We start from the raw sequence: 23,258 nt of genomic DNA, 5'->3' as shown, positions 1-23,258 counted from the left end.
TCGGCCGGCCGAGTGCCGCTGCCCACAAGCAGGCCGACTCTGCGGGAAGTGCCCCGGCAGCCTCGATTGCTGCGAGCGGCGACCCGGAGGCCGCGCCGGCCGAACGACGAACCAGTACGGCTCCGCGCGTGGCCGGGCTGCTGCTCGCTGCCGGGGCGGGGCGGCGGTTCGGTGGGCCGAAGGCGCTGGTCGAGCTGGACGGGGAGCCGTTGGTGCGGCGGGCGTTGCGGACGTTGACTGAGGCCGGCTGCGGCCCGGTGCGGGTGGCGGTGGGGGCGGCGGCGGAGGACGTGATGAAGCTGCTGCCCGACCCGAGCCAGGCGGTCTACGCCGAAGGCTGGGAAGGCGGCATGGGTGCGTCGCTGAAGGCGGGGCTGGCGGCGCTCGCCGGGCAGTTCCCGGATGGTGCCGACAGTGCGCCCGTGGCGGTGCTCGTGCACCTGGTGGACCTGCCGTGGGTGCCGGCCGCGGCGTTGGCGCGCGTGGTCGCGAAAGCTTCGCCGACGGCGGTCGCCAGGGCCGCCTACGACGGCGTACCCGGACATCCCGTGCTTTTCGGGCGACGGTGGTGGGGCGAGGTTGCCGAGTCGGCGCAGGGGGACCGCGGGGCGCGGGACTGGCTGCGGGGCCGGGAGGACGTCGTGCTCGTCGAGTGCGGGGATCTGGGCAGCGGCCAGGACGTCGACCGGCCCGCTGACCTGGGGCGGACCCCGAAGACGGCGGGATGACCGGCGCAACCGCGGCTGGGAGCCCTACGATCGGGAGCGTGACCGAGTCCCTCGCCTCGCCCGAAGAGCTCACCGCCGCGCTCGACGCCACCGGGTACCTCGCCGACGAGGGACTGGCGACAGCCGGGTTCCTCGCCCTGCGCCTGCGCCGCCCGTTGTTCTGCGAAGGCGAACCCGGGACGGGCAAGACGTCGCTGGCGCTGGCGCTCTCCGCCGCGCTCGACCTGCCGCTCGTGCGCTTGCAGTGCCACGAGGGCATCGACGCCGCGCAGGCCCTGTACGAATGGGACTTCCCCCGCCAGCTCCTGCACCTGCGCGCCCTCGAAGCCTCCGACGGGGGCCGCCTCGACGCCGAGACGGCCGAGCGCTCGCTCTACACCGAGCGGTTCCTGCTCGCGCGCCCGCTGCTGCAGGCCCTGACCACCGCGCCGTGCGTGCTGCTCGTCGACGAGATCGACCGCGCCGACGACGAGTTCGAAGCGTTCCTGCTGCAGCTGCTCGACGACTACACCGTCACGATCCCTGAGTACGGCGAGGTCCGCGCCGAGCAGCCGCCGCTCGTCGTGCTCACCTCCAACCGCACGCGCGAGGTCCACGACGCCCTCAAGCGCCGCTGCCTCTACCACTGGCTCGAGCACCCCGACCTCGCCCGCGAGATCACCATCCTGCGTCGCCGCATCCCCGGCATCGGCGAAACCCTCGCCCGCCAGGTCGCCGACGCCGTCCACCGCCTCCGCGCCATGGACCTGCTCAAACCCCCGGGCGTCGCCGAATCCCTCGACTGGGCCCGCGCCCTCCTCGCCCTCGACCGCGACGAGCTCGACGCCGCCACCGCGGCCCGCACCCTCGGCGCGGTCCTCAAGTACAGCGAGGACATGGACCGCGTGCGCGCCAAACTGGACACGCTCTTCTCCTGACACCGCACGCCCGCCTGCCCGCTCGCCAGGGTGCTCGGCGGCGATGCCGGCTCGCGCACGGTCACCTCCACACGCCGCCCGCCAGGCGGTGCGCGGCGGCGGTGACCCCCGCACGGCGCAAGGCCGGCGATTTTCCTGCCGCACCCCGTGCCGACTGCCTCGGCGCAGCGCTCGAACAGTGCCGGGGCCGCCTGCCGCGTTGGGTGGCGTTGCGTGGTGATGCCCGCGCGAAGCGGTTAGCGCTGTTCCGCGAGGGCGGCGTTGTTGTTCTGCCCCGCCCGAACGTCGACTGCGCTGGCGCAGCGCTCGAACAGCGCCGAGGCCGCCTGCCACGTTGAGTGGCGCCGCGCAGTGGTGTTCGCGCGAGGCGAGCAGCGGCTTTCTGTGGCCGCCGTTCCGGGAACGTGGTGCAGCACTTGCCCGATCCGTCCACTGTGGACCCCAGGTTAATTGCGTTGACCGGACCACTACCCGCGAGTCATGCTTTTCCCATCACCGCGACAGAAGCAGCCGAGAGGAGGAAGACCGTGCGGATGACTGAGATCGATCGCGCAGCCGCGGTCTTCCCCGTGCTCTGACCTGGCAGCCGACCGGTACTGAACCCCGGCACCGAACTCCGGCACCGAACCGGCCCTGCCCCGCGCCGACCGCGGCACCGAAGCGCAAGACCGCGCCCCAGAACCACCAGCACCCGAAGCTCTCGATCTTTCCCCAAGCCTCCGCGCGCCCGCCCTCCCGCTACCTTGGGTGGTCGCTGCGCGGAGCCGCCGAGCGCGCGCGTCGTCCCGGGGGAGGGGCGGCGTGCGCGCCCGCGCGTGGCAGGCGAAATCCCGCCGCGGGCGAAACCGTTGCACAATGGGGGCATGGACACCGAGGTCGCCGATCCGCTGGCCGGGTTTGCCGGGTTCGCGGCGGCCCTGCGCGAGGCGGGCGTGGCGTGCGATGCGCGCCGCGTGCAGGCGTACCTGGCGGCCGTCGCGGAGGTGGACATCGCGGAGCCCACGCAGCTGTACTGGGCCGGCCGGCTCACGCTGTGCTCCGATCCCGACGACCTGCCGCGCTACGAAGAAGCGTTCGCCCGCTGGTTCGACGGCGACGAGACCCGCCGCGGCACCCAGGCCGCCCCCGCGCAGAAGCGCGCCCGCATCGCGCCGCTGACCTCCGACACCGGCGGCAGCGGCGAAAGCGACGAAGAGCCCGACAGTCTCAAAGTCGCCGCCAGTGACCACGAAGTGCTGCGCCACCGCGACCTCGCCGAGCTCACCAAGGCCGAGCGCGAGCACTTGCGCGAGCTCCTGGCCACCCTCAAACCGGTTCCGCCGCAACGTCGGGCGGCGCGCCGCCGCCCCGCCCACCGCGGCCGGCTGGACCCCGCCCGCACGCTGCGCGCCATGCTCGCCGACGGCGGCGAACCCATCCGCCTCATCCACAGCCGCCGCGGTACTCGCCCGCGGAAAACGGTGCTGCTCATCGACGTCTCCGGTTCGATGAGCCCCTACGCCGACGCGTTACTGCGCTTCGCCCACGTGCTCACCAGGTCCGCGCCGGCCAGCGTCGAAGTCTTCACCCTCGGCACGCGCATGACGCGGGTGTCGCGCCAGCTGCGGCAGCGCGACCCGGAGCAGGCCATGCTCGCCGCCGGCAACGCGGTGCCCGATTTCGCCGGTGGCACGCGCCTCGGCGAGACGCTTCGGGTGTTCCTCGACCGCTGGGGTCAGCGCGGCATCGCGCGCCGCTCCGTGGTCACCGTGTTCTCCGACGGCTGGGAACGCGGCGACGTGATGCTGCTGTCCGAGCAGCTCGGCAGGCTGCGCCGGCTCGCGCACGCCGTATTCTGGGTTAATCCGCACGCGGGGCGGGAAGGGTACGCTCCGGTCCAGTCGGGCATCGTGGCCGCCTTGCCCCACATCGACCGGTTGCTGGCCGGGCACAGCCTGGCGACGTTGGAACGATTGCTCGGGGAGATTGCCGATGCGTGACGTACTGGACGACGTGTACCGCCGCTGGCTGGCGGGCGAGACGGTGGGCCTGGGCACGGTGGTGGCCACGTTCTCGTCGGCGCCGCGGTCACCGGGTGCGTCGATGGTGGTGGCGCCGGACGGCACCGTGGCCGGCAGCGTGTCCGGCGGGTGCGTCGAGGGTGCCGTGTACGAGCTGGCCCAGGACGTGGTCACCGACCGCAAGCCCGTGCTGCAGCGCTACGGCGTGACCGACGACGACGCCTTCGCCGTGGGCCTGACCTGCGGCGGGATCATCGACATCTACGTGGAGCACCTCGACCGCGAGTCGATGCCGGAGCTGGACCAGGTCGTGGCCTCGGTGCGCAGCGGCGAGCCCGTGGCCATTGTCACGATCGTCGAGCACGAGACGCCCGGCCTGGTCGGCGAGCGCATGATCGTGTGGCCGGACCGCGTCGAGGGTTCGCTCGGCTCTTCGCGCATGGACGACGCAGTGGCCGACGACGCGCGCGGCCTGCTGGCCAGCGGCCGCACCGGCACCCTGCGCTACGGGCCGGACGGCCAGCGTCGCGGCGAGGGCATGGCGGTGTTCGTGAACTCGTTCGAACCGCCGCCGCGGCTGCTCGTGTTCGGCGCCATCGACTTCGCCGCCGCCATGGCGCGCATGGGCGCCTACCTCGGCTACCAGGTCACGGTGTGCGACGCGCGGCCCGTGTTCGCCACCAGCAGCCGCTTCCCCGACGCGCACGAGGTCGTGGTCGACTGGCCCCACCGCTACCTCGCCGCCGAGGCCGAGGCAGGCCGCATCGACAGCCGCACCGCGATCGCCGTGCTCACGCACGACCCGAAGTTCGACGTGCCGCTGCTGGAGATCGCGCTGCGGCTCGACGTCGGCTACGTCGGCGCCATGGGCTCGCGCAAGACCCACGACGACCGGTTCTCCCGGCTGCGCGAAGCCGGCATCACCGAGCCGGAGCTGGAGCGGCTCTCGTCGCCGATCGGCCTGGACCTGGGTGCACGCACGCCCGAGGAGACCGCCGTGTCGATCGCGGCGGAGATCATTTCGCTGCGCTGGAGCGGAACCGGACGACGATTGGCCGCTCTGTCCGGCCGGATCCACAACTGAGCGTTTTTCAGAAAGTCCCGCACGCCACGGTGTGCGGGACTTTCTCATGAGCCCGCACCTGCGGAGACAATAGCCTGTAAAATCCGCATCTGCAGTAAAAAATCCACTGTGGACCCGAATTTGCGGTGAATCACGAGCAATTCTCAAGCGACTCGACGCGCAGTGGGCGAATGACCGGAAATCCCCTTGCCCAGGCAGAAGTCGACCATGTCGCGACCGTCCATCTGAGACTTGGGTGAGTTTTGCCGCCGGGTGGAAAAATCACTCTAACGGAGGTCCGCATTTGCGGAATGGCCCTGCGCATAAGCGTGCAGATGCGGGAGCACGGCCCGGATGTACGACATCAGGACTTGTCCGCGCGCGAGAGGAGTAGCAGGCTCGCCTGTGAGGCCGATCACGATCGACCTTGGCCGTTCCCGAACCGGCCCGCCGGCCCCACCCGGGTCAGGCGGGCATTTGCTCTTGGAGGCCTTTGATGCGCATCACCGTCACCGTCGACGGCACGAAGTACACCGATGAGGTGGAGCCCCGCACACTTCTTGTCCATTACCTGCGGGAACGCGTCGGGAAGGTGGGCACGGTCGTCGGCTGCGACACGAGCAACTGCGGCGCGTGCACCGTCCACCTCGACGGTCATAGCGTGAAGTCCTGCTCCGTGCTCGCCGTCCAGGCCGACGGCAGCGAGGTCACCACCGTCGAAGGGCTCGCCCGCGACGGGCAGCTCCACCCCGTGCAGAAGGCGTTCCGCGACAACCACGCCCTGCAGTGCGGGTTCTGCACGCCCGGCATGATCATGGCGTCGATCGACCTGCTGGCCGACAACCCCGACCCCGACGAGAAGGCCGTGCGCGAAGGCCTCGAAGGAAATCTCTGCCGCTGCACCGGGTACCAGAACATCGTGCGCGCAGTGCGCGACGCCGCGCACCACATGAGCCCGGGCGCCGGACCCGAGGCCGAGCAGATCAAGCACGTCGGCGTGGGTGGTGAGTGATGACCGCGACCATTGAGCCGGAAGTCGGAAAATCCCGTCTCCGCAAGGAAGACGAGCGGCTGATCACCGGCCGCACGCGCTGGACCGACAACATCGTGCTGCCGGGCATGCTGCACCTCGCCGTGCTGCGCAGCCCGATGGCGCACGCGAAGATCGTGTCCCTGGACGTTTCGGCGGCCAAGGACTCACCCGGTGTCGTCGCGGTCTACACCGCGAAGGACCTGGACCCGGACGGCTCGATCGGCATGCCGTGCGCGTGGCCGATCACGCCGGACATGAAGGCGCCGCGCCGGCCGGTCCTGGCGGACGGCCAGGTCAACTTCGCCGGTGAAGGCATCGCGGTGGTGGTCGCGCGCTCCGCGGCCGAAGCTCACGACGCGCTCGAAGCGATCGACGTCGAGTACGACGAGCTGCCCGTGGTCCTCGACATGGAGGCCGCGCTCGCCGAGGGCGCGCCGCTCGTGCACGAGGACCTCGGCACCAACAAGAACGCGTTCTGGGTCTTCGACTCGGGTGAAGCGGGTACCGGCGGCAGCGTCGAGGACGCCATCTCGTCGTCGGAGATCGTGGTCAAGCGCCGCTTCCGCCAGCAGCGGCTGGTACCGGCGTTCATGGAGCCGCGCGCGTGTGTGGTCGACCCGACGGGCGCGCAGCTCACGATGTGGTCGGCTACGCAGATCCCGCACATTCTGCGGGTGATGACGGCGCTGACGCTGGGCATCCCGGAGCACAAATTGCGTGTGATCGCCCCCGACGTCGGCGGCGGTTTCGGCGGCAAGATCGGTGTGCTGCCGGAAGAGATGATGACCGTGCTGATCGCGCAGAAACTCGGCAAGCCGGTGAAGTGGAACGAGTCCCGGTCCGAGACGATGGTCACCGCACATCACGGCCGCGACCAGATCCAGGACATCACGATCTCCGCCAACGCCGACGGCACTGTCACGGGGCTCAAGGTCGAACTGCTTGCCGACATGGGCGCCTACAACGGACTCGTCGGTCCCGGGGTGCCGATCCTCGGCGCGTTCATGTTCAACGCCATCTACAAGTTCCCGGCGTACCACTTCGCCTGCACGAACGTGTTCACCACCACGACGATCACCGACGCCTACCGTGGTGCCGGGCGGCCGGAGGCGACGTTCGGGGTCGAGCGGATCATGGACGAGCTCGCCGACGAGCTCGGCATGGACCCGATGGAGCTGCGCGAGAAGAACTGGATCAAGCACGAGGAGTTCCCGTTCACCACGGTGGCCGGGCTGACCTACGACTCGGGCAACTACGAGGCGGCCACCGCGAAGGCCAAGGAGCTCTTCGACTACGACGGCCTGCGGCGCGAGCAGGCGCAGCGACGTGAATCGAACGACCCGGTGCAGCTCGGCATCGGCATCTCCACGTTCACGGAGATGTGCGGCCTCGCGCCTTCGCGGGTGCTCGGCTCGCTGGACTACGGGGCCGGTGGCTGGGAGTACGCGTCGATGCGCATGCTGCCGACCGGCAAGGTCGAGGTCACCAGCGGCGCCTCCGCGCACGGCCAGGGGCACGAGACGGCCTGGAGCCAGATCGTGGCCGACCAGCTGGGCGTCCCGTTCGAGGATGTCGAGATCCTGCACGGCGACACGCAGTCCTCGCACAAGGGCATGGACACCTACGGCTCGCGTTCGCTGGTGGTCGGCGGCGTCGCCGTCATCAAGGCCGCCGAGAAGGTGATCGCGAAGGCCAAGCCGATCGCCGCGCACATGCTCGAGTGCGCCGAGGACGACCTCGAGTTCGCGGGTGGCAAGTTCACCGTGAAGGGCACGGACTCGTCGACGACGCTGCAGGACGTCGCGCTCGCTGTGTTCGCCGCGCACGACCTGCCGGATGGGATCGAGCCGTCACTCGACTCCGACGCCACGTTCGACCCGGAGAACTTCTCGTTCCCGCACGGCACGCACCTGTGCGCGGCCGAAGTGGACACGGAGACGGGCAGCATCAAGCTGCGCTCGTACGTGTGCGTGGACGACGTCGGTGTGGCGGTGAACCCGCTGATCGTCGAAGGCCAGGTGCACGGCGGGCTCGCGCAGGGCATTGCGCAGGCGCTGTTCGAGGAGGCCGTGCACGACGAGAGCGGCACGCTCACCACAGGCACGTTCGCCGACTACCTGCTGCCGTCGGCGGCCGACCTGCCCTCGTTCACGACGGCGCGGACCGAAACGCCGTCGACCACGAACCCGTTGGGCGCCAAGGGCGTCGGCGAGGCGGGCACGATCGCCTCGACGCCGGCGGTGGTCAACGCGGTGATCGACGCCGTGCGCCACTTCGGCGTGAACGACATCGAGATGCCGCTGACGCCGATGCGCGTGTGGCACGCCGTCCAGCACGGAACCACGGACGCCGGGGGAGCCGGCTCGGAGGCCGGTGGCGGCCTCGGTTCGATCGACACCTCCGGAGGTGCCCAGTGATCCCGGCCCCGTTCGAGTACGTGGCTCCGTCCAGTGTCGACGAAGCCGTGCAGGCGCTCGCGGCGGCGGGCGAGGACGCCAAGGTGCTGGCGGGCGGGCAGAGCCTGCTGCCGGTGCTGCGGATGCGCCTCGCCGCGCCGAGCACGATCGTGGACCTCGGCAAGATCGCCGAGCTGCGCGGTGTGCGCGAGGACGGCGAAGCCCTCGTGATCGGCGCGATGACCACGCACTACGACGTGCAGCGCGACGCTTTGGTCGCCGAGCACGCTGCCCTGATCAAGGCGGCGACCGACACCGTGGCCGACCCGCAGGTGCGCCACCGGGGCACGTTCGGCGGCTCCATCGCGCACGCCGACCCGGCGGGCGACCTGCTGGCTCCGGTGCTCGCGCTCGACGCCTCGCTGGTGATCGCCGGGCCCAACGGGCGGCGCACGCTCGGCGCGGCGGAGTTCTTCCAGGACTTCTTCACCACCGCGCTGGCGCCCGACGAGCTGCTCGTCGAGGTGCGGCTGCCCAAGCACACGGGTTGGCGCGCGCACTACGAGAAGTTCAACCGGGTGGCGCAGGCGTGGTCGATGGTCGCCGTCGCGGCCACCGTCCGCACCGAGGGCGGTGTGATCGAGGAGGCCCGCGTGGCGCTCACGAACATGGGCTCGACGCCTGTGCGGGCCGTCGCCGTGGAGCAAGCGTTGGTGGGCGCTTCGGCGAACGCCGACGTGATCCGCGCGGCCGCCGCGCACGCCGCCGACGGCACGAACCCGGCAGCGGACGGCAACTCCGACGTCGAGTACCGGCAGCACCTCGCGCGGGTGCTCACGGGCCGTGCCCTGACGGCTGCTGTCGGAGCCTGATGTCCATGAGGCCCACCTTTCGACCGCCGACGGTCGTAAGGTGGGCCTCATCGGCTTCGGCCGAGACCGGCTTTGATGAAGGAGAGGAGGTCGGCCCGTGCGGCTCGACCACGAATTCACCGTCCCAGCACCCCTCGAGGAGGTCTGGCAGGCCGTCATCGACCCCGAGCGCGTCGCCCCGTGCATGCCGGGGGCAGCGCTCACGAAGGTGGAAGGCGACTCCTTCACAGGCACGGTGAAGGTCAAGCTGGGCCCGATCTCGTTGCTGTACAAGGGCTCCGGCGAGTTCCTCGAAAAGGACGAAGCGGCCAGGAAGGTCGTCATCAAGGCCTCCGGCAAGGACTCCCGCGGCGGCGGCACCGCGGCGGCCACCGTGACGGTGACCCTGAGCTCCGTCGACGGCGGCACCCACGGCGCGGTGGCCAGCGACATCGCGATCACGGGCCGCCCGGCACAGTTCGGGCGCGGCCTGATCTCGGAGGTGGGCGGCAAACTGCTGGACACCTTCGCCGGCAACCTGGCCGACTCACTGCGAACGGACTCCGGAGCGAGTGCTGGTGCTCCTGGTTCAGCCGCGGTGTCGGCCGGCTCGGGCTCGGTTTCGACCGAGCAGGCGGCCGCGGCTGCCCCGGCCGCCGAAGCGGCCGCGAAGGGCGACCTCGCCGAACAATCCGCCGCCGACACCGCCGAAGCCGGCTCACCGGCCTCGAAGCCCCAGCTCCGCAGCGTCTCGTCCGGCGGCTCGACCGGCGAAACCGAACCCATCGACCTCCTGGACTACGCGGGCCAGTCCGTGGCCAAACGCCTCATCCCGGTCGCCGCGGGCGCCGCGGTGCTGTTCGTGGTCTTCATGATCATCCGGGCGCTGCGCCGCCGCTGACCGCCAGGCCTAGCTCGGCTGCTCAACTGGACTCGGCACGGCCGAGTAGCGAGAAGCAGGAAGGTGTAGCCAGGCATAAGCACTCGCGAGCCGAGCCGAGCCGAGCCGAGCTCAGCCGGCCACGGCCTGACCCGACCCCGGAATTGCCCACCCGCTCTACTCTCACCATGTCCGCAGGGCAGAGGACCTCCGGGAATTCCCCCGGTCCGGCGACGGCGGAGGGTTGACCGGCTACCCTGGGCCACCTCGTCGGCCGAAGGGGCGTCACGATGCTGGGAGCGGGTCCCCGGGGCGTGCGGGGTGCGCTGGCGGCGTGGCGGGAGTGGGACGGCCTGCCGTCGCGGTGGGGGATGTGGGTGGTGGCGCGGCGGAGGTGGATCGCGTACGCCGTGGTTTGTGAGCTCGCCGCCGTGACGGCCGTGGTGGTCGGGTTCGCGACCGACTTCGGGGGCACAGTCCAGGTCGGGTGGTTCGCGACGCTCGTCGTGCTGGGTATCGCGCAGGCCGAGATGTCGCGCAGGATCGAGCGGTTGCGGCGGTGGATGAGCGGCCAGACGCACATCAACGTCACCTCCGTCTGGTACCTCGCGGGCGCCTTCCTGTTGCCGCCCGCGTGGGTGGCGTTGCTGGCGCTCGTCCTCTACCTGCACCTGTGGCTGAGGGTCTGGCGCAGCGTGCGTACGCGGCCCGCGCACCGGTTCCTCGCCAGCACGGCGTGGGCGATGCTCAGCTGCTTCGCGGCGTCCTCCGTGCTCACCATCGACCACCTCAACGACGCGACCCTCAACACGTGGCACGGCATGCTCGCCCTCGTCGCGGCGGCGGCCGTGTTCGAGGTGGTCAACATGGCGCTGGTCGCCGCCGGGATCTACCTCTACACGGGCAGCCGCCAGGCCGCGGACCTCCTCGGCACGTGGGAGGACAACGCGTTCGAGATCGCCACGCTATGCCTCGGCGGCCTCGCCTCGCTTGCCCTCGTGGCGCAACCGGTGCTCGTCGTCTTCGTGGTGGCGCCGCTGCTTCTGCTGCACCGCTACCTGCTTCTGAAACAGCAACTGCAGGTCGCCGCCGTCACGGACGAGAAGACCGGCCTGCTCAACACTGCCGGGTGGCACGACCTCGCCACGCGCGAGTTCACCCGGGCCCGAAGGCGAGGGCCGGGCAGTGAGTTCGCCGTCCTGATGATCGACCTCGACCATTTCAAGCGCATCAACGACACCTACGGCCACCTCACCGGCGACGAGGTCCTCGCCGCCGTCGCTGTGGCGATCGAGGACGCCGTGCGCCAGAGCGACACGGTCGGGCGGTTCGGGGGCGAGGAGTTCGTGGTGCTGCTGCCGGCCACCGGCGGCACGCCCGTGCTCGCCATCGCCGAGCGCGTGCGCGTCGCGGTGGGGGAGCTGGGTGTGGTGGTCGGCGGGACGGCGCAGGTCAGCGGCTTGTCGGTGTCCGTCGGCGTCGCCGGGTACCCCGACGCGGGCGACACGCTCGACCAGGTGCTGCGCTCGGCCGACGCCGCCCTCTACCGAGCCAAGGACGCGGGGCGCAACCGCGTCGCCGTGTGAGTCACCGCTCGAAATACGCGCTTTGCCAAGTTGTTGAACGTTGTATGAGTGCGGATCACGAGACCGACGTCGTGGTGATCGGGGCGGGGCAGGCGGGGCTGTCGGCGGCGTACCACCTGCGCCGCGCGGGACTCGCCAACGAGAGCGGCTTCGTGGTCCTCGACCACGGCAAACGGCCCGGCGGCGCGTGGCAGTACCGCTGGCCTTCACTGGTCGTCGGCAAGGTCCACGGCATCCACGACCTGCCCGGCATGGCCTTCGGCACGCCCGACACGACCAAGCCCGCCAGCGAGGTCGTGTCCGAGTACTTCGGCCGCTTCGAGAAGACCTTTGACCTCCCCGTGCACCGCCCGGTCGACGTCACGGCCGTGCGCAAAACCGGCGACCGCCTGCTGGTCGAGACCCCCGCCGAGACGTGGGCCGCGCGCGCCGTGGTGAGTGCGACGGGCACGTGGGACCGCCCGTTCTGGCCGCACTACCCGGGGCAGGAGACGTTCGCCGGCCGCCAGCTGCACACCGCCGACTACGCCGGCGCCGAGGAGTTCCGCGGCCGCCGCGTGGTCGTGGTCGGCGGCGGTACTTCGGCCGTGCAGCTGCTGATGGAGATCGGGCCCGTCGCGAGGTCGACCACCTGGGTCACCCGCCGGCCGCCGATTTGGCACGACCAGGACTTCAACGAGGACTGGGGTCGCCAAGCCGTCGCGAAGGTGGAGCGGCGGGTGGCGGAAGGGCTGCCACCGCAAAGCGTCGTGAGCGTCACCGACCTCGCCGTGACGCCCGAGGTGCGGGCCGCGGAGGCCGCCGGGTACCTCGACCGCAAGCCGATGTTCGACCACCTCGTGCCCGAAGGCGTCGTCTGGGCCGACGGCACCTTCGAACCCGCGGACCTGATCCTCTGGGCCACCGGCTTCCGCGCCTCGATCGACCACCTCGCGCCCCTGCACCTGCGCGCTCCCGGCGGCGGCATCCGCATGGACGGCACGCGCGTGGTCGCCGAACCGCGCCTGCACCTCGTGGGCTACGGGCCCTCGGCCAGCACCGTCGGCGCCAACCGCGCCGGGCGCGCCGCCGTGCAGGAGATCCGCCGGTACCTCGGCCTCTGAACTCGACAACTCCATACGACGTAAAGTATCGTCGGCTCCAATCGCTTACAACGTAAAGAGATGGGGGCCGGCATGGTCACGCTGCCCGGCGGAACGACGATCGACGTCGAGGTGCACGGCGACGGACCCGCGTTGCTGCTGCCTGTGAACCCGCGCCCGATGGAAGGCGAGCAGGCCGAGTCCGTGCGCCAGTGGGGCGGCGACCCCGCGCTGGGCCGCTCGCTCATCGACGGTCTCGCGGGCTTCCGCGTGATCGCCTTCGACTACGAGGGCCACACCCTCACCCATCCCCGCCCGGAAACCCTTACGCCGGACGAAATCTCGGCCGACCTGCTGGCGATCGCGTCAGCCGTGAACGCCGAAAGCTTCGCCTACTACGGCTACTCCTGGCTGGCTCTCGCCGGTCTCCAGCTCGCCCTGCGTACCGACCGTCTCACGGCCCTGGTGATGGGCGGCTACCCGCCCCTCGGCGGCCCGTGCGACGCGATGCTCGCCGTCACCCGGGCGACGCACGCGATGCCCCGCACGGAAGGCGGCGACGCGACACCGGGCGATTGGGACTCCGTCGACTTCACGATGTCCACGGCGCAGACCGGCCAGTTCGTCACGCTTTACGAGGCCCTGCAAGGCTTCGACGACCACGCCGTCCACCTGACGTGTCCCCGCCTGTGCTTCGCGGGCACCGAAGACCGCATCGAATACGGCGAACGCTGGGGTGGCGTCACGGTCGACATCGCGGGTCCTCTCGTCGCGAACCGCGCGGCCCTCGAAGAGGACGGCTGGACGGTCGAGCTCCTCGAGGGTCTCGACCACATGAGCGCCATGCAGGCCAAGGTTGTGCTCCCGATCCTGCGTCCCTGGCTTGACGAGCACGTGGCGTAGATCAAGAAAATAGACAGCCAAGGCTGATCAGTATAGGCTGTCTATCGTGAACGAACAGAGCTCTCCCGACGTTGTGGCCCAGCGGCTGCGGATCCTCGTCGGCCGGTTGCGGCGGCGGATGCAGGACGCGTCGTCCGTGCGTGGACTGAGTGCGCCGCAGGCGTCGGCGTTGGCGCGGCTGGCGATTTCCGAACCGTCGTCGGCCAGTCAGCTGGCGGGTGCGGAGCGGGTCCGGCCGCAGTCGATGGCCAAGACGGTCGCGGCGCTGCACGAGCAGGGCCTGATCCGGCGCGAGGCCGATTCCGAAGACGCGCGACGCCAGCTGCTCTTCCTGACCGACGAGGGGCGCGCCGTCGCCCAGGGGGCCCGCGCCAGCCGGGAAGAGTGGCTGGCCAACGCGTTCGAGCAGCGCTTCACCGAGGCCGAGCGCCAGGTCCTGGACCAGGCACTGACCTTGCTGGAGCGCGTGGTCGAAGAATGAGCGCGCCCGTGAAGCCACGCGAGCGGTTCGGCGCGGGCGACGGGTTCAACCGCAAGCTCATCGCACCACTCGTCTCCGGCGCGATCCTGAACCCGATCAACTCCACGATCGTCTCGGTCGCGCTGGTGCCGATCGGCGCCGCGTTCGGCGCGCCGCCCTCGCAGACGGCGTGGCTGATCTCCGCGCTGTACCTCGCGACGGCGGTCGGCCAGCCCGTGGTCGGGCGCCTGATCGACATCTACGGTCCGCGCCGGCTGTTCCTCCCCGCGGCGGCGCTGGTCGGGGTCGCGGGCGTGATCGGCGCGCTGGCGCCGAACCTGGCGGTGCTGATCGTCGCCCGCGTGATCCTCGGCTTCGGCACCTGCGCCGGTTACCCAGCGGCGATGCGGCTGATCCGCGACGAGGGCCGCCGCACGGGCGAGGACAGCCCCGCCGGCGTGCTCACCATCCTGGCGATCGCCACGCAGACCATCGCTGTGATCGGCCCACCCCTGGGCGGGCTGCTGATCGGCCTCGGCGGCTGGCGCACCACGCTGGCGGTCAACATCCCCATCGCGGTCGTGGCGTTCGTGCTCGGGTGGCTGCGCTTCCCGCGCGACGAACGCGCCCCGGGCAAGCTGAACCTCGACTTCCCCGGCATGGCCTTGTTCGCGACGACGCTGGTCGCACTGCTGCTGTTCCTCATGAACCCGCACGTCGGCTCGTGGTACCTGCTCGTGATCACCGTGCTCGCCGCGGCGGCCTTCACGGTGCACGAGTTGCGCCACCCCCGCCCCTTCATCGACCTGCGAGTGCTCGGCGGAAACGTCCCGCTGTTGCTCACGTACGGCCGCGCCCTGCTCGCGTACATCGTGTCCTACAGCTTCCTCTACGGCTTCACCCAGTGGCTCGAGGACGGCCGTGGCCTGTCGGCGAGCACCACGGGACTGGTCACACTGCCGATGTTCGCCGCCGGCATCGTCGTCTCGGCGATCACCGGACGCCGGCAAGGCTTGCGCGGCAAGCTGTTCGTCGCCGCGGTCGCGCAGCTCGTCGCATGTGCGCTGCTGCTGACCATGGTGCCGTCCAGTCCGTTGTGGACGATTGTCGGGATCGTGCTGATCTTCGGCATCCCGCAAGGGCTCAACAGCCTCGCGCTCCAGAACGCGGTGTACGGGCAGGCGAACCCCGACGACGTGGGCGCGTCCGCGGGTCTGCTGCGCACCTTCGGCTACCTCGGCGCCATCGTCTCCTCCGCCGCCCAAGGCGGCTTCTACGGCCAACGAGCCGACACCGGCGGCCTCCATCACCTGGCGTGGTTCCTCGTGATCGCGAGCGTCGTCTTCCTGCTCGTCAACGTCCTCGACCGGACGCTGGCGCGATCCACCCCCTCCGAAAGGCACCCGGAAATGACCGAACAGCTCGACCCGGCCCGCACTGCCCTGCTCGTCATGGACTACCAGGCCGGCATCGTGAGCCGCGTCGCCGACGACCAGGCGCTCCTCGATCGCGTCGGCACCGCGATCTCCGACGTCCGCGCCCACGGCGGGCACGTCGGCTGGGTCCGCGTCGGCTTCGACGACGCCGAGTTCGACGCCATCCCGTCCACCAGCGTGTTCGCCCGCATGGTGGCGCCCGAAAGCCGCGCGGTGATGCACGCCGACGCCGCGGCCACCCAGATCGACGAGCGGCTCAGCCCGCAGCCGCAGGACGTCTCGGTGCGCAAGATCCGCGTCGGCGCGTTCACCACCACCGACCTCGACACCCAGCTGCGCGAGCGCGACGTCGACACCCTCGTGCTGGCCGGCATCAGCACCAGCGGCGTGGTGCTCAGCACCGTGCGCGAGGCGATGGACCGCGACTACCGGATCCTCGTGCTCGACGACGCCAGCGCCGACCCGGAGCCCGGCACCCACGAGTTCCTCACCGGCACGATCTTCCCGAAGTTCGCCACCGTGCTCGACGTCGACGCGCTGGCGAAGCTCTGGGCCTAGCGGCTCAGGTAGCGGACCTGCCCGGGCTTCGCGGCGTCGAAGTCCGGGCGGCCCGCGAGGTGCTCGGGCACGCCGACCTCCCACCACGCGCCGGCTTCCGTCCACGCTGCGGGCAGCGTGCGCACCACGACCACCGCGGGCCGGCTCTCGGCGACGGCGGCCGTGCGCGCCTTGGCGTACGCGTCCCGGAGGTCGTCGACCGACGAAGCCGAGAACACCACGCAGCCCAGGGATTCCGCGTGGCGCGCGAAATCCACGCGGGGCGGCTCGGCGTGGGAGGTGCGGCAGTCGGCGTAGAAGTTGTTGAACGGCTTGCCACCCTGGCCCTGTTGCAGGCGCGCGATCACGGCGTACCCGCCGTTGTCGCAGACCACCGCGACGAGCGGGTGGCCCGCGAAGGCGGCGGAGAACAGGTCGGAGTTGAGCATCAGGTACGAGCCGTCGCCCAGCAGGGTCGTCACGAGGCCGCTGTCGTGGGCCATCGCGGCGCCCCACGCGCCGGATAGCTCGTACCCCATGCACGAGAAGCCGTACTCCACGTCCATGCTCACCTCGCCGGACCCGCGCCATCCGCCGATCAGCTCACCCGGCAGCCCGCCTGAGGCGGTCATCACGTAGTCGCGCGGCTCGGACAGGTCGTTGACCACACCGACGACCTGCGCGTAGCTGGGGATCTCCGAGGCAGCAGAACGCAGGGAGCCGATGTGCGCGTCCCACTTGACGCGCTCCTCGGCGGCCTGGGAAGTCCACTGTGGATCGACGCGCCAGCTTTCCAGCTGTGCGGCCAGATCGTCGAGCCCGGCGTAGGCGTCGCCCACGACGGCCAGCGCGCCGTGCTTCACCGCGTCGAACGCGGCCGCGTTGAGCGTGACCAGCCGCATGTCCGGCGAGAACACGGTCCACGACGCGGTGGTGAAGTCCTGCAGCCGGGTGCCGACGGCGAACACCACGTCGGCGGTCGCGGCCACGGCGTTCGCCGAAGACGACCCGGTGACACCCAGCGGCCCCGCGTGCAGCGGATGCGTGTGCGGCACCAGCGTCCGCCCCGCCGTGGTCTCCGTGACCGGAATCCCGTGCCGCTCGGCGAACTCCAGCGCGCGCTTACCCGCACCCGAGTAGCGCACGCCGCCACCCAGCACCAGCAGCGGGCGCCGGGCCGCGCGCAGCACCCCGGCCGCCTCGGTCACCGCACGCCGGTCCGGGCGCGGGCGCGGCAGCCGGTGCGTCACGGGCTCGAAGAGCGTTGGCGGGAAGTCGAACGTCTCGGCCTGCACGTCCTGCGGCAGCGCCAGCGTCACCGGCCCGCAGTCGGCCGGGTCGGTGAGCACGCGCGCGACCTGCGGCAGCGTCGCGAGCAGCTGCTCCGGGCGCGTGATCCGGTCGAAGTAGCGGCTCACGGCGCGGAAGGCGTCGTTCACCGTCGCCGTCCCGTCGTGGAACGGCTCGATCTGCTGCAGCACCGGGTCGGGCGCGCGGCTGACGAACGTGTCGCCCGGCAGCAGCAGCACCGGCAGCCGGTTGGCGTGCGCGACCCCCGCGGCCGTCACCATGTTGAGCGCGCCAGGACCGATCGACGAGGTGACCACGCCGACCTGGCGCCGTTGCGTCGCCTTCGCGTAGCCGACGGCCGCGAGCGCCATGCCCTGCTCGGTGTGCCCGCGCCAGACGGGGATCTCGTCGCGGTGCTCTTCGAGGGCGGTGCCGAAGCCGAGGACGTTGCCGTGGCCGAAGATCGCGAAGACACCGGGGAACAGCGGCACCTCGCGGCCGTCGAGCGTCTCGGACCGCTGCGCGAGCAGCCAGCGCACCAACGCCTGCGCCGTCGTCAGCCTCATCGAACCCGTCCTTCGTAATCGGTGACGGGACACCGAGGGTCCTGCTGCTGCGTGGCCCAGGTGTCGCGGACCCAGCCGTGCGCGGGGTCGTCGCAGAACGCCATCGAACGCTCTTCGGCGGGCCCGGCCAGCACGTTCAAGTAGTACATCGGGTAACCCGGCGCCGCGACGCACGGGCCGTGGTAGCCACGCGGGATCACGAAAACGTCGCCGTCGCGCACCGCCACGTCTTCGTCGAGCGAACCGTCGGCCGTGTAGGTGCGGTGCAGGCCGAAGCCCTCACGGGAAGGCGTGATCCCATCGCGCCCGGCGATGCGGAAGTAGTAGATCTCCTCGTTCACGACCTCGCACTCGCTCGCCTCGTCGTGCTTGTGCGGCGGGTAGGAGGACCAGTTGCCGTCGGGCGTGATGAGTTCGCACGCGTTGAGCTTGTCCGCGTGGTCCCACACGCCGGGCACACCGAAGTTGGTGACCTGCCGCGTCGCCTGGCCCGAGCCGCGGACCTCCACGGGCACGTCCTCGGCCGCGCCGTACCTCGGGTCCAGCCGGCGCTCGCAGCGGGCCATCGGCAGCGCGACCTCGGCGCCGGTGGGCGAGGTCAGCTCGACCTCGGCGTCGCGCGGCACGTAGACGAAGTCAGTGACACGCGAGAACACCGAATCGCGGCCTTCGAGCTCGAACTCTTCGTCGTCGACGCGCACGGTGAGCGAGCCGGACAGCGGCAGCACGAACGCCTCGAACTCGCCGGTCTCGATCATCCGGGGCAGCCGGCGGCCGACCTTGAGGACCCGCAGGCCGGTGTGCGACCAGCCGGCTCCTTCGGGCGTCAGCAGAATCGGGTCGGAGTCGTCGGTCAGTGTCCCGTGTGGACGGTGCAGTGCGCTCACTTCGCGGCCTCCAGGATCTTCGCGGCAGCTGCCACGGCGGACCCGACGTCGCCGTCGGGCGGGTAGAGCAGGGTACGGCCCACGACGAGGCCGCGCACCACGTCGTGCCGCAGCGTGCGGCCCCACGACGCGAGGTCGGCGGCGGGGTCACCGGAGGGCACCCCGCCCAGGATCACCACCGGCAGCGTCGTGGCGCCGAGCACGGCGGTGTCGTCGGTCGACGGCAGCTTGAGCCAGGTGTGCGCCGACGTCACGCCGATGCCCGAGGCCACCGTGACGGCCCGGGCCAGCGCCGCGGCGTCCTTCTGCAGCACCAGCCGGCCTTCGGCACGGGCGTAGGGCAGGGGCTCGACCATGGCGACGAGGCCGTAGGAAGCGAGCTCTGTGACGGCGTCGGCGCAGGCTTGCAGGGTCGGGACCGTGCCGGGGTCGTCGTCGACGAGCCGCAGCAGCATCTTGCCGCCGTCGAGCCGGGAGTCGACGAGCGACGCGGCGTGGTAGCCGGTGAAGCGGTCGTCGATCTCCCAGTCGGCGCCGGCCAGGCCACCGCGGTTCATCGAGCCGATCACGACCTTGTCGTGCAGCGCGTCGAGCAGCAGCAGCTCCTCGACGACGTCGGGGGTGGCGAGCAGCCCGTCGACGGCCGGGTTGGCCAGCGCCACCAGCAGCCGTTCGAGCAGCGACCGGCGGTCGGCCATGGCGAGCGGGTCGCTGCCCACGCCGAGTGCGCCGCGGGCCGGGTGGTCGGCGGCGACGAGGAACAGGGTTCCCTTGTCCGACAACAGGTTCTCGCGCCGCCGCCGGGCCGCGTACGCCCGCCGCACCGCGCCCGGGTCGGTGGCCCGCACGCGCAGCAGCTCGCTCCAGCGTTCGTCGGTCAGCAACGGCGTCACAGCAGCTCCTCGATCTCCGCGGCGGTCGGCATCGCGTCGGCGCACGCGAGCCGCGCCGCGACCAGCGCGCCGGCCGCGTTGGCGTACTCCGCGAGGCGCACCGGCTCCCAGCCCGACAGCAGCCCGTGCACGAGGGCACCGCCGAAGCCGTCGCCCGCGCCGAGGCCGCACACCACCTCGACACGCTGCGGTTTCACCGTCGCCCGGCCTTCGGGGGTCGCGACGAGCACGCCTTCCGCGCCCTTCTTGATCACCGCGAGCCGCACGCCACGGGTGAGCATCCGGTCCGCGGCCTCCTCCGGGTCCGCCGTGCCCACGGCCACCTCGACTTCCGCGCGGTTGCCGACGGCCACCGTCACGTGGTCGAGCATCCAGCCGATCTCCTCGCGCGCGGTCTCGACGTCCGGCCAGAACATCGGCCGGTAGTCGAGGTCGACCACGGTGTGCTGCCGCCGGCCGCGCGCCTCGAGGATCTTGCGCTGCGTCTTGCGCGCCGGGTCCGTGGAGACGCCCGTGCCCGTGACCCACAGCAGCGGGACCTCGCGGACGACGTCCCACGGCACGTCGGCGTCGGTCAGCGTGAGATCGGGCGCGATGGGGGAGCGGTAGAACAGCAGCGGTGGGTCGGCCGGCGGGTTCAGCTCGCAGAACACCACCGGCGTCTGCAGATCCGGCGAGGTGCCGACATGGTCCGGTGAGACGCCGAAGCGCGTGAGCGCCTGGCGCACGTAGTCGCCGAACCCGTCGGGCCCCACCTTCGTGAGCACGGCGGTGCGCCGGCCGAGCCGCGCGGCGGCGACCGCGACGTTGGTCGCGGTGCCGCCGAGCGACTTGGCGAACGTGGCGACCTCGGCCAGCGGCACGCCGCTCTGCTCGGGGTAGAGGTCCACCCCGACCCGGCCGACGGTCAGCGCCTCGAGACTCACGTCTCCACCGCGCGCAGCTCGTGTTCCAGGGCCTCCAGCTCGGCACCGCCCGCCATCTGCCGCGTGAGCTCCGCGATGCCGATCTCGGGCTTCTCGTACGAGCCGAGCGCGGCACCCCGCTTGAGCAGCAGGAACCGGTCGGCCACCGGGTAGGCGTGGTGCGGGTTGTGCGTGATCAGCACGACGCCGAGGCCGCGGTCGCGCGCCTGCGCCACGTACTTGAGCACCACGCCGGCCTGCTTCACGCCCAGGGCCGCGGTGGGCTCGTCGAGGATCAGCACCTTCGCGCCGAAGTGCACGGCCCGCGCGATGGCGACGCACTGGCGTTCACCGCCCGACAGTGTGCCCACGGGTTGCTCGACGTCACGCAGGTCGATGCCCATGTCGGCCAGCGCCTGTTTGGTGGTCTCGCGGCCCTTCTTCCGGTCGAGCATCCGGAACGGCCCGAACCCGGTCGTCGGCTCGGAGCCGAGGAAGAAGTTGCGCCAGACGCTCATCAGCGGTACCACGGCGAGGTCCTGGTACACCGTGGCGATGCCGAGGTCCAGCGCCTCGCGCGGCGAGGTGAACCGCACGGGATCGCCCTCGACCAGGAACTCGCCGCGGTCGTGCTGGTGCACGCCGGCGAGGATCTTGATGAGCGTGGACTTGCCGGCGCCGTTGTCGCCGAGCACGCAGGTGACCTCGCCCGCGTTGACCACTGTGGACACATCGCGCAGCGCCACGACGCTGCCGTACATCTTGCCGACGTCCTTGACTTCGATCAGGGGAGCGTTCATCGCCGGACCCTTTCCGCGCGTCGCCGGAAGGCGTTGTTGACCAGGACCGCGGCCAGCAGCATGATCCCGAGGAACAGCATGAACCAGTCGCTGTCCCACCCGGCGAACACGATGCCCTGGCGCGCCATGCCGAAGATCAGGGCGCCGATCGCCGCGCCCACGGCCGAGCCGTACCCGCCGGTGAGCAGGCAACCGCCGATCACCGCGGCGATGATGTACTGGAACTCCAGCCCGATGCCCTGGTTGGCCTGCACGCTGGCGAACCGCAGGATGTTGATCGAGCCGACGAGCCACGCCGCGAGCGCCGTACCCATGAACAGCAGGATCTTCGTGCGCACCACCGGTACGCCGACCGCGCGCGAGCTGGCCGCCGAGCCGCCGACGGCGAAGATCCAGTTGCCGAACCGCGTGCGCGAAAGCAGCCACGCGGCCACCGCCGTCACCCCGATCCACCACACGATGGAGATCTGGAACGGCGTGCCCCCGATGTCCACCGTGGAGGCGAACACGAACCCGGCCGAGGCGTAGCCGTCGGTCGAGCGCATGCCCGAGACCTGCACAGTGCCGGTGACCAGCCGCGTCACGCCGAGGTTGAGGCCCTGCAGCGCCAGGAACGTGCCGAGGGTGACGATGAAGCTCGGCAGGCCCGTTTTCATCACGAGCCAGCCGTTGAACGCACCGACGACCAGCGCGAACACCAGCGAGGCCAGCAGCGCGAGCCACACGTTCCAGCCCGCCTCGGTCGCGAGGATCGCGGTGACCAGCGAGGTCGACGCCGTCATCACGCCCGCCGACAGGTCGAACTCACCGCCGATCATCAGCAGGGAGACGGCCACGGCCATGATGCCGAGCGTCGCCGCGTCGTCGAGCCAGGTGGCGGCGCCGCTGGCGCTGAAGAACTTCTCGGTGACGAGGCTGAAGAACAGAAAGACGACTGCTGCGCCGAGCAGCGCGCCGATCTCCGGCCGGACCACCAGCCGGTCCATGAGCGTCGGTTTCACGAGCCGTTCGTCGAGGGTCGTCATCGGGTGCCCCTTTGCACGTACTGGCCGACCTTGTCCACAGTGGATTTGTCGACCAGGTCGGGGCCGGTGAGCACCGGCTTGCCGCCGCCGACGATGTTCGCGTTGTCGCGGTAGAGCTTGAGGAACATGACCGGCAGGTAGCCCTGCTCGTACTGCTGCTGGTCGACGGCGAAGAGCACGTCGCCCGACTTGATGGCGGCCACCACGTCGGAGTTGAGGTCGAACGTGCCGACCTGCGCCTTCGATCCCACCGACTTGATCGCGCTCACGGCCCGCGCGGCGACTTGCGAGTTCAGGGTCAGCACGGCGTCGATCGACGGGTCGGTCTGCACGGCACCGCGGATGCGCGACTCGGCGTCGGTAGGGTTGGAGATGTCCACCTGCAGCGTCTGCACGTCGCCGCCGAAGCCGGTCTTCGCGCCGTCACACCGTTGCGCCTGGCCGATGTTGCCGGCTTCGTGGATCACGCAGAGCAGCTTCTTCTTGCCGAGGTCCTTGAACTTCTTGCCGGCTTCCTGGCCCGCGATGGACTCGTTCTGGCCCACGTGGGTGAGCGCGCCGTAAGCCGCGCTCTTGTCCTCACCGGAGTTGATGGTGATGACCGGGATGCCGGCCCGCACCGCCGCCTCGATCGAGGGTTGCAGGGCTTCGGGGTTGGCCATCGAGACGACCAGGCCTCCGATCTGCTGGGCGACGGCGTTGTCGATCAGCTTGGCCTGCGCTCCCGGGTCACCGTCGGAGGCGTACTCGACCTGCACACCCAGATCCTTGCCCGCCTGCTCGGCGCCGTTCTTGACCACGTTCCAGAACGCGTCGCCCGCGGTGCCGTGGGTGATCACGGCGACCTTGAGCGGCCCGGACTCGACCGGTGCCGCGGCGGGGGCCGTGGCCTTCGGCTCGGCCGCGGGCCCGGTGCACGCCGACAGCAGCAGGCCGGTGGCCAGCAGCCCCGCCACGACCCGGGCGGCCCTCGAGCGCGGTTTCGGCACCCCGCGCCTCAAGCGATGGGACATCGTCGTC

At 71.0% G+C, this 23,258-nt stretch carries 20 protein-coding genes; 13 read left to right on the top strand and 7 right to left on the bottom strand.

The genetic code is table 11. From position 1 onward, the window contains the following. Window positions 1-128: 128 nt before the first annotated feature. The 13 genes from AB0H62_RS46820 (at window position 129) to AB0H62_RS46760 (ending at window position 15,893) form a co-directional block, all read left to right on the top strand. On the top strand, window positions 129-728 hold the full coding sequence (locus AB0H62_RS46820) for a nucleotidyltransferase family protein (protein ID WP_360592586.1): 600 nt from the start codon (window positions 129-131) through the stop codon (window positions 726-728). After that, entirely contained in the window at window positions 725-1,645 is a 921-nt protein-coding gene (locus AB0H62_RS46815; RefSeq protein WP_220237723.1) for a MoxR family ATPase, read from the top strand. Before AB0H62_RS46820 ends, AB0H62_RS46815 begins: the two co-directional genes overlap by 4 nt. Before the next feature lie 863 nt (window positions 1,646-2,508). Continuing rightward, window positions 2,509-3,624 carry a VWA domain-containing protein gene (locus tag AB0H62_RS46810; protein WP_220237724.1) on the top strand — a complete coding sequence of 372 codons (1,116 nt, stop codon included), beginning with the start codon at window positions 2,509-2,511 and terminating at the stop codon, window positions 3,622-3,624. Next, a complete protein-coding gene (locus AB0H62_RS46805; RefSeq protein WP_220237725.1) occupies window positions 3,617-4,729 on the top strand; it encodes an XdhC/CoxI family protein in 1,113 nt (370 codons plus the stop codon). Before AB0H62_RS46810 ends, AB0H62_RS46805 begins: the two co-directional genes overlap by 8 nt. A 475-nt stretch (window positions 4,730-5,204) precedes the next feature. After that, entirely contained in the window at window positions 5,205-5,720 is a 516-nt protein-coding gene (locus tag AB0H62_RS46800; RefSeq protein ID WP_220237726.1) for a (2Fe-2S)-binding protein, read from the top strand. After that, window positions 5,720-8,158, top strand: a complete 2,439-nt coding sequence (locus AB0H62_RS46795) for a molybdopterin cofactor-binding domain-containing protein (protein WP_220237727.1) — start codon at window positions 5,720-5,722, stop codon at window positions 8,156-8,158. Before AB0H62_RS46800 ends, AB0H62_RS46795 begins: the two co-directional genes overlap by 1 nt. Further along, the gene (locus AB0H62_RS46790) at window positions 8,155-9,009 is read left to right on the top strand and encodes a xanthine dehydrogenase family protein subunit M (protein WP_220237728.1); all 855 of its coding nucleotides are present in this window, start codon (window positions 8,155-8,157) and stop codon (window positions 9,007-9,009) included. The genes AB0H62_RS46795 and AB0H62_RS46790 overlap by 4 nt, the downstream gene beginning before the upstream one ends. Before the next feature lie 97 nt (window positions 9,010-9,106). Next, window positions 9,107-9,889, top strand: coding sequence for an SRPBCC family protein (locus AB0H62_RS46785; protein WP_360592583.1), 783 nt, complete (start codon window positions 9,107-9,109; stop codon window positions 9,887-9,889). Window positions 9,890-10,158: 269 nt separating this feature from the next. Then, window positions 10,159-11,454, top strand: a complete 1,296-nt coding sequence (locus AB0H62_RS46780) for a GGDEF domain-containing protein (RefSeq protein ID WP_255637637.1) — start codon at window positions 10,159-10,161, stop codon at window positions 11,452-11,454. A 44-nt stretch (window positions 11,455-11,498) separates the two neighbouring features. Next, entirely contained in the window at window positions 11,499-12,557 is a 1,059-nt protein-coding gene (locus tag AB0H62_RS46775; RefSeq protein ID WP_360592581.1) for an NAD(P)-binding domain-containing protein, read from the top strand. A gap of 60 nt (window positions 12,558-12,617) precedes the next feature. Further along, a complete protein-coding gene (locus tag AB0H62_RS46770) occupies window positions 12,618-13,439 on the top strand; it encodes an alpha/beta fold hydrolase (protein WP_360592579.1) in 822 nt (273 codons plus the stop codon). A 46-nt stretch (window positions 13,440-13,485) separates the two neighbouring features. Further along, a complete protein-coding gene (locus AB0H62_RS46765; RefSeq protein ID WP_360592577.1) occupies window positions 13,486-13,920 on the top strand; it encodes a MarR family transcriptional regulator in 435 nt (144 codons plus the stop codon). Further along, window positions 13,917-15,893, top strand: a complete 1,977-nt coding sequence (locus tag AB0H62_RS46760) for an MFS transporter (protein ID WP_360592575.1) — start codon at window positions 13,917-13,919, stop codon at window positions 15,891-15,893. Before AB0H62_RS46765 ends, AB0H62_RS46760 begins: the two co-directional genes overlap by 4 nt. On the opposite strand, the gene iolD is transcribed toward AB0H62_RS46760, so the two are convergent. Genes iolD through AB0H62_RS46725 form a run of 7 tightly spaced genes read right to left on the bottom strand, consistent with a single transcriptional unit; the run spans window position 15,890 to window position 23,251 of the window. Continuing rightward, window positions 15,890-17,728 carry a 3D-(3,5/4)-trihydroxycyclohexane-1,2-dione acylhydrolase (decyclizing) gene (iolD, locus tag AB0H62_RS46755; RefSeq protein ID WP_360592574.1) on the bottom strand — a complete coding sequence of 613 codons (1,839 nt, stop codon included), beginning with the start codon at window positions 17,726-17,728 and terminating at the stop codon, window positions 15,890-15,892. The two genes, AB0H62_RS46760 and iolD, sit on opposite strands and share 4 nt — an antisense overlap. Next, window positions 17,725-18,615: a 5-deoxy-glucuronate isomerase gene (gene iolB, locus AB0H62_RS46750; protein ID WP_360592572.1), complete on the bottom strand. Its 891-nt coding sequence runs from the start codon at window positions 18,613-18,615 to the stop codon at window positions 17,725-17,727. Before iolB ends, iolD begins: the two co-directional genes overlap by 4 nt. Then, window positions 18,612-19,508, bottom strand: coding sequence for an aldolase (locus AB0H62_RS46745; RefSeq protein ID WP_360592570.1), 897 nt, complete (start codon window positions 19,506-19,508; stop codon window positions 18,612-18,614). The genes iolB and AB0H62_RS46745 overlap by 4 nt, the downstream gene beginning before the upstream one ends. Further along, window positions 19,505-20,434: a 5-dehydro-2-deoxygluconokinase gene (iolC, locus tag AB0H62_RS46740; protein WP_220237734.1), complete on the bottom strand. Its 930-nt coding sequence runs from the start codon at window positions 20,432-20,434 to the stop codon at window positions 19,505-19,507. The genes AB0H62_RS46745 and iolC overlap by 4 nt, the downstream gene beginning before the upstream one ends. Beyond that, window positions 20,431-21,213, bottom strand: coding sequence for an ATP-binding cassette domain-containing protein (locus AB0H62_RS46735; RefSeq protein ID WP_360592568.1), 783 nt, complete (start codon window positions 21,211-21,213; stop codon window positions 20,431-20,433). The genes iolC and AB0H62_RS46735 overlap by 4 nt, the downstream gene beginning before the upstream one ends. After that, window positions 21,210-22,238, bottom strand: coding sequence for an ABC transporter permease (locus AB0H62_RS46730; protein ID WP_354863633.1), 1,029 nt, complete (start codon window positions 22,236-22,238; stop codon window positions 21,210-21,212). Before AB0H62_RS46730 ends, AB0H62_RS46735 begins: the two co-directional genes overlap by 4 nt. Continuing rightward, window positions 22,235-23,251, bottom strand: a complete 1,017-nt coding sequence (locus AB0H62_RS46725) for a substrate-binding domain-containing protein (protein ID WP_360592566.1) — start codon at window positions 23,249-23,251, stop codon at window positions 22,235-22,237. Before AB0H62_RS46725 ends, AB0H62_RS46730 begins: the two co-directional genes overlap by 4 nt. Between the last annotated feature and the right edge of the window lie 7 nt (window positions 23,252-23,258).

It is taken from the genome of Amycolatopsis sp. NPDC050768 (assembly GCF_040654155.1).
Lineage (GTDB): Bacteria > Actinomycetota > Actinomycetes > Mycobacteriales > Pseudonocardiaceae > Amycolatopsis.
The sequence above is the reverse complement of the archived record's forward strand: the minus strand, read 5'-3'. Positions and strand labels throughout refer to the sequence as shown.

What these genes read in the sequence shown, in the direction of transcription:
- AB0H62_RS46815 (WP_220237723.1), top strand. Translation starts at nt 725, where the DNA reads ATGACCGGCGCAACCGCGGCTGGGAGCCCTACGATCGGGAGCGTGACC.
- AB0H62_RS46810 (WP_220237724.1), top strand. Translation starts at nt 2,509, where the DNA reads ATGGACACCGAGGTCGCCGATCCGCTGGCCGGGTTTGCCGGGTTCGCG.
- AB0H62_RS46805 (WP_220237725.1), top strand. Translation starts at nt 3,617, where the DNA reads ATGCGTGACGTACTGGACGACGTGTACCGCCGCTGGCTGGCGGGCGAG.
- AB0H62_RS46800 (WP_220237726.1), top strand. Translation starts at nt 5,205, where the DNA reads ATGCGCATCACCGTCACCGTCGACGGCACGAAGTACACCGATGAGGTG.
- AB0H62_RS46795 (WP_220237727.1), top strand. Translation starts at nt 5,720, where the DNA reads ATGACCGCGACCATTGAGCCGGAAGTCGGAAAATCCCGTCTCCGCAAG.
- AB0H62_RS46780 (WP_255637637.1), top strand. Translation starts at nt 10,159, where the DNA reads ATGCTGGGAGCGGGTCCCCGGGGCGTGCGGGGTGCGCTGGCGGCGTGG.
- AB0H62_RS46775 (WP_360592581.1), top strand. Translation starts at nt 11,499, where the DNA reads ATGAGTGCGGATCACGAGACCGACGTCGTGGTGATCGGGGCGGGGCAG.
- AB0H62_RS46770 (WP_360592579.1), top strand. Translation starts at nt 12,618, where the DNA reads ATGGGGGCCGGCATGGTCACGCTGCCCGGCGGAACGACGATCGACGTC.
- AB0H62_RS46760 (WP_360592575.1), top strand. Translation starts at nt 13,917, where the DNA reads ATGAGCGCGCCCGTGAAGCCACGCGAGCGGTTCGGCGCGGGCGACGGG.
- iolD (WP_360592574.1), bottom strand. Translation starts at nt 17,728, where the DNA reads ATGAGGCTGACGACGGCGCAGGCGTTGGTGCGCTGGCTGCTCGCGCAG.
- AB0H62_RS46735 (WP_360592568.1), bottom strand. Translation starts at nt 21,213, where the DNA reads ATGAACGCTCCCCTGATCGAAGTCAAGGACGTCGGCAAGATGTACGGC.
- AB0H62_RS46730 (WP_354863633.1), bottom strand. Translation starts at nt 22,238, where the DNA reads ATGACGACCCTCGACGAACGGCTCGTGAAACCGACGCTCATGGACCGG.
- AB0H62_RS46725 (WP_360592566.1), bottom strand. Translation starts at nt 23,251, where the DNA reads ATGTCCCATCGCTTGAGGCGCGGGGTGCCGAAACCGCGCTCGAGGGCC.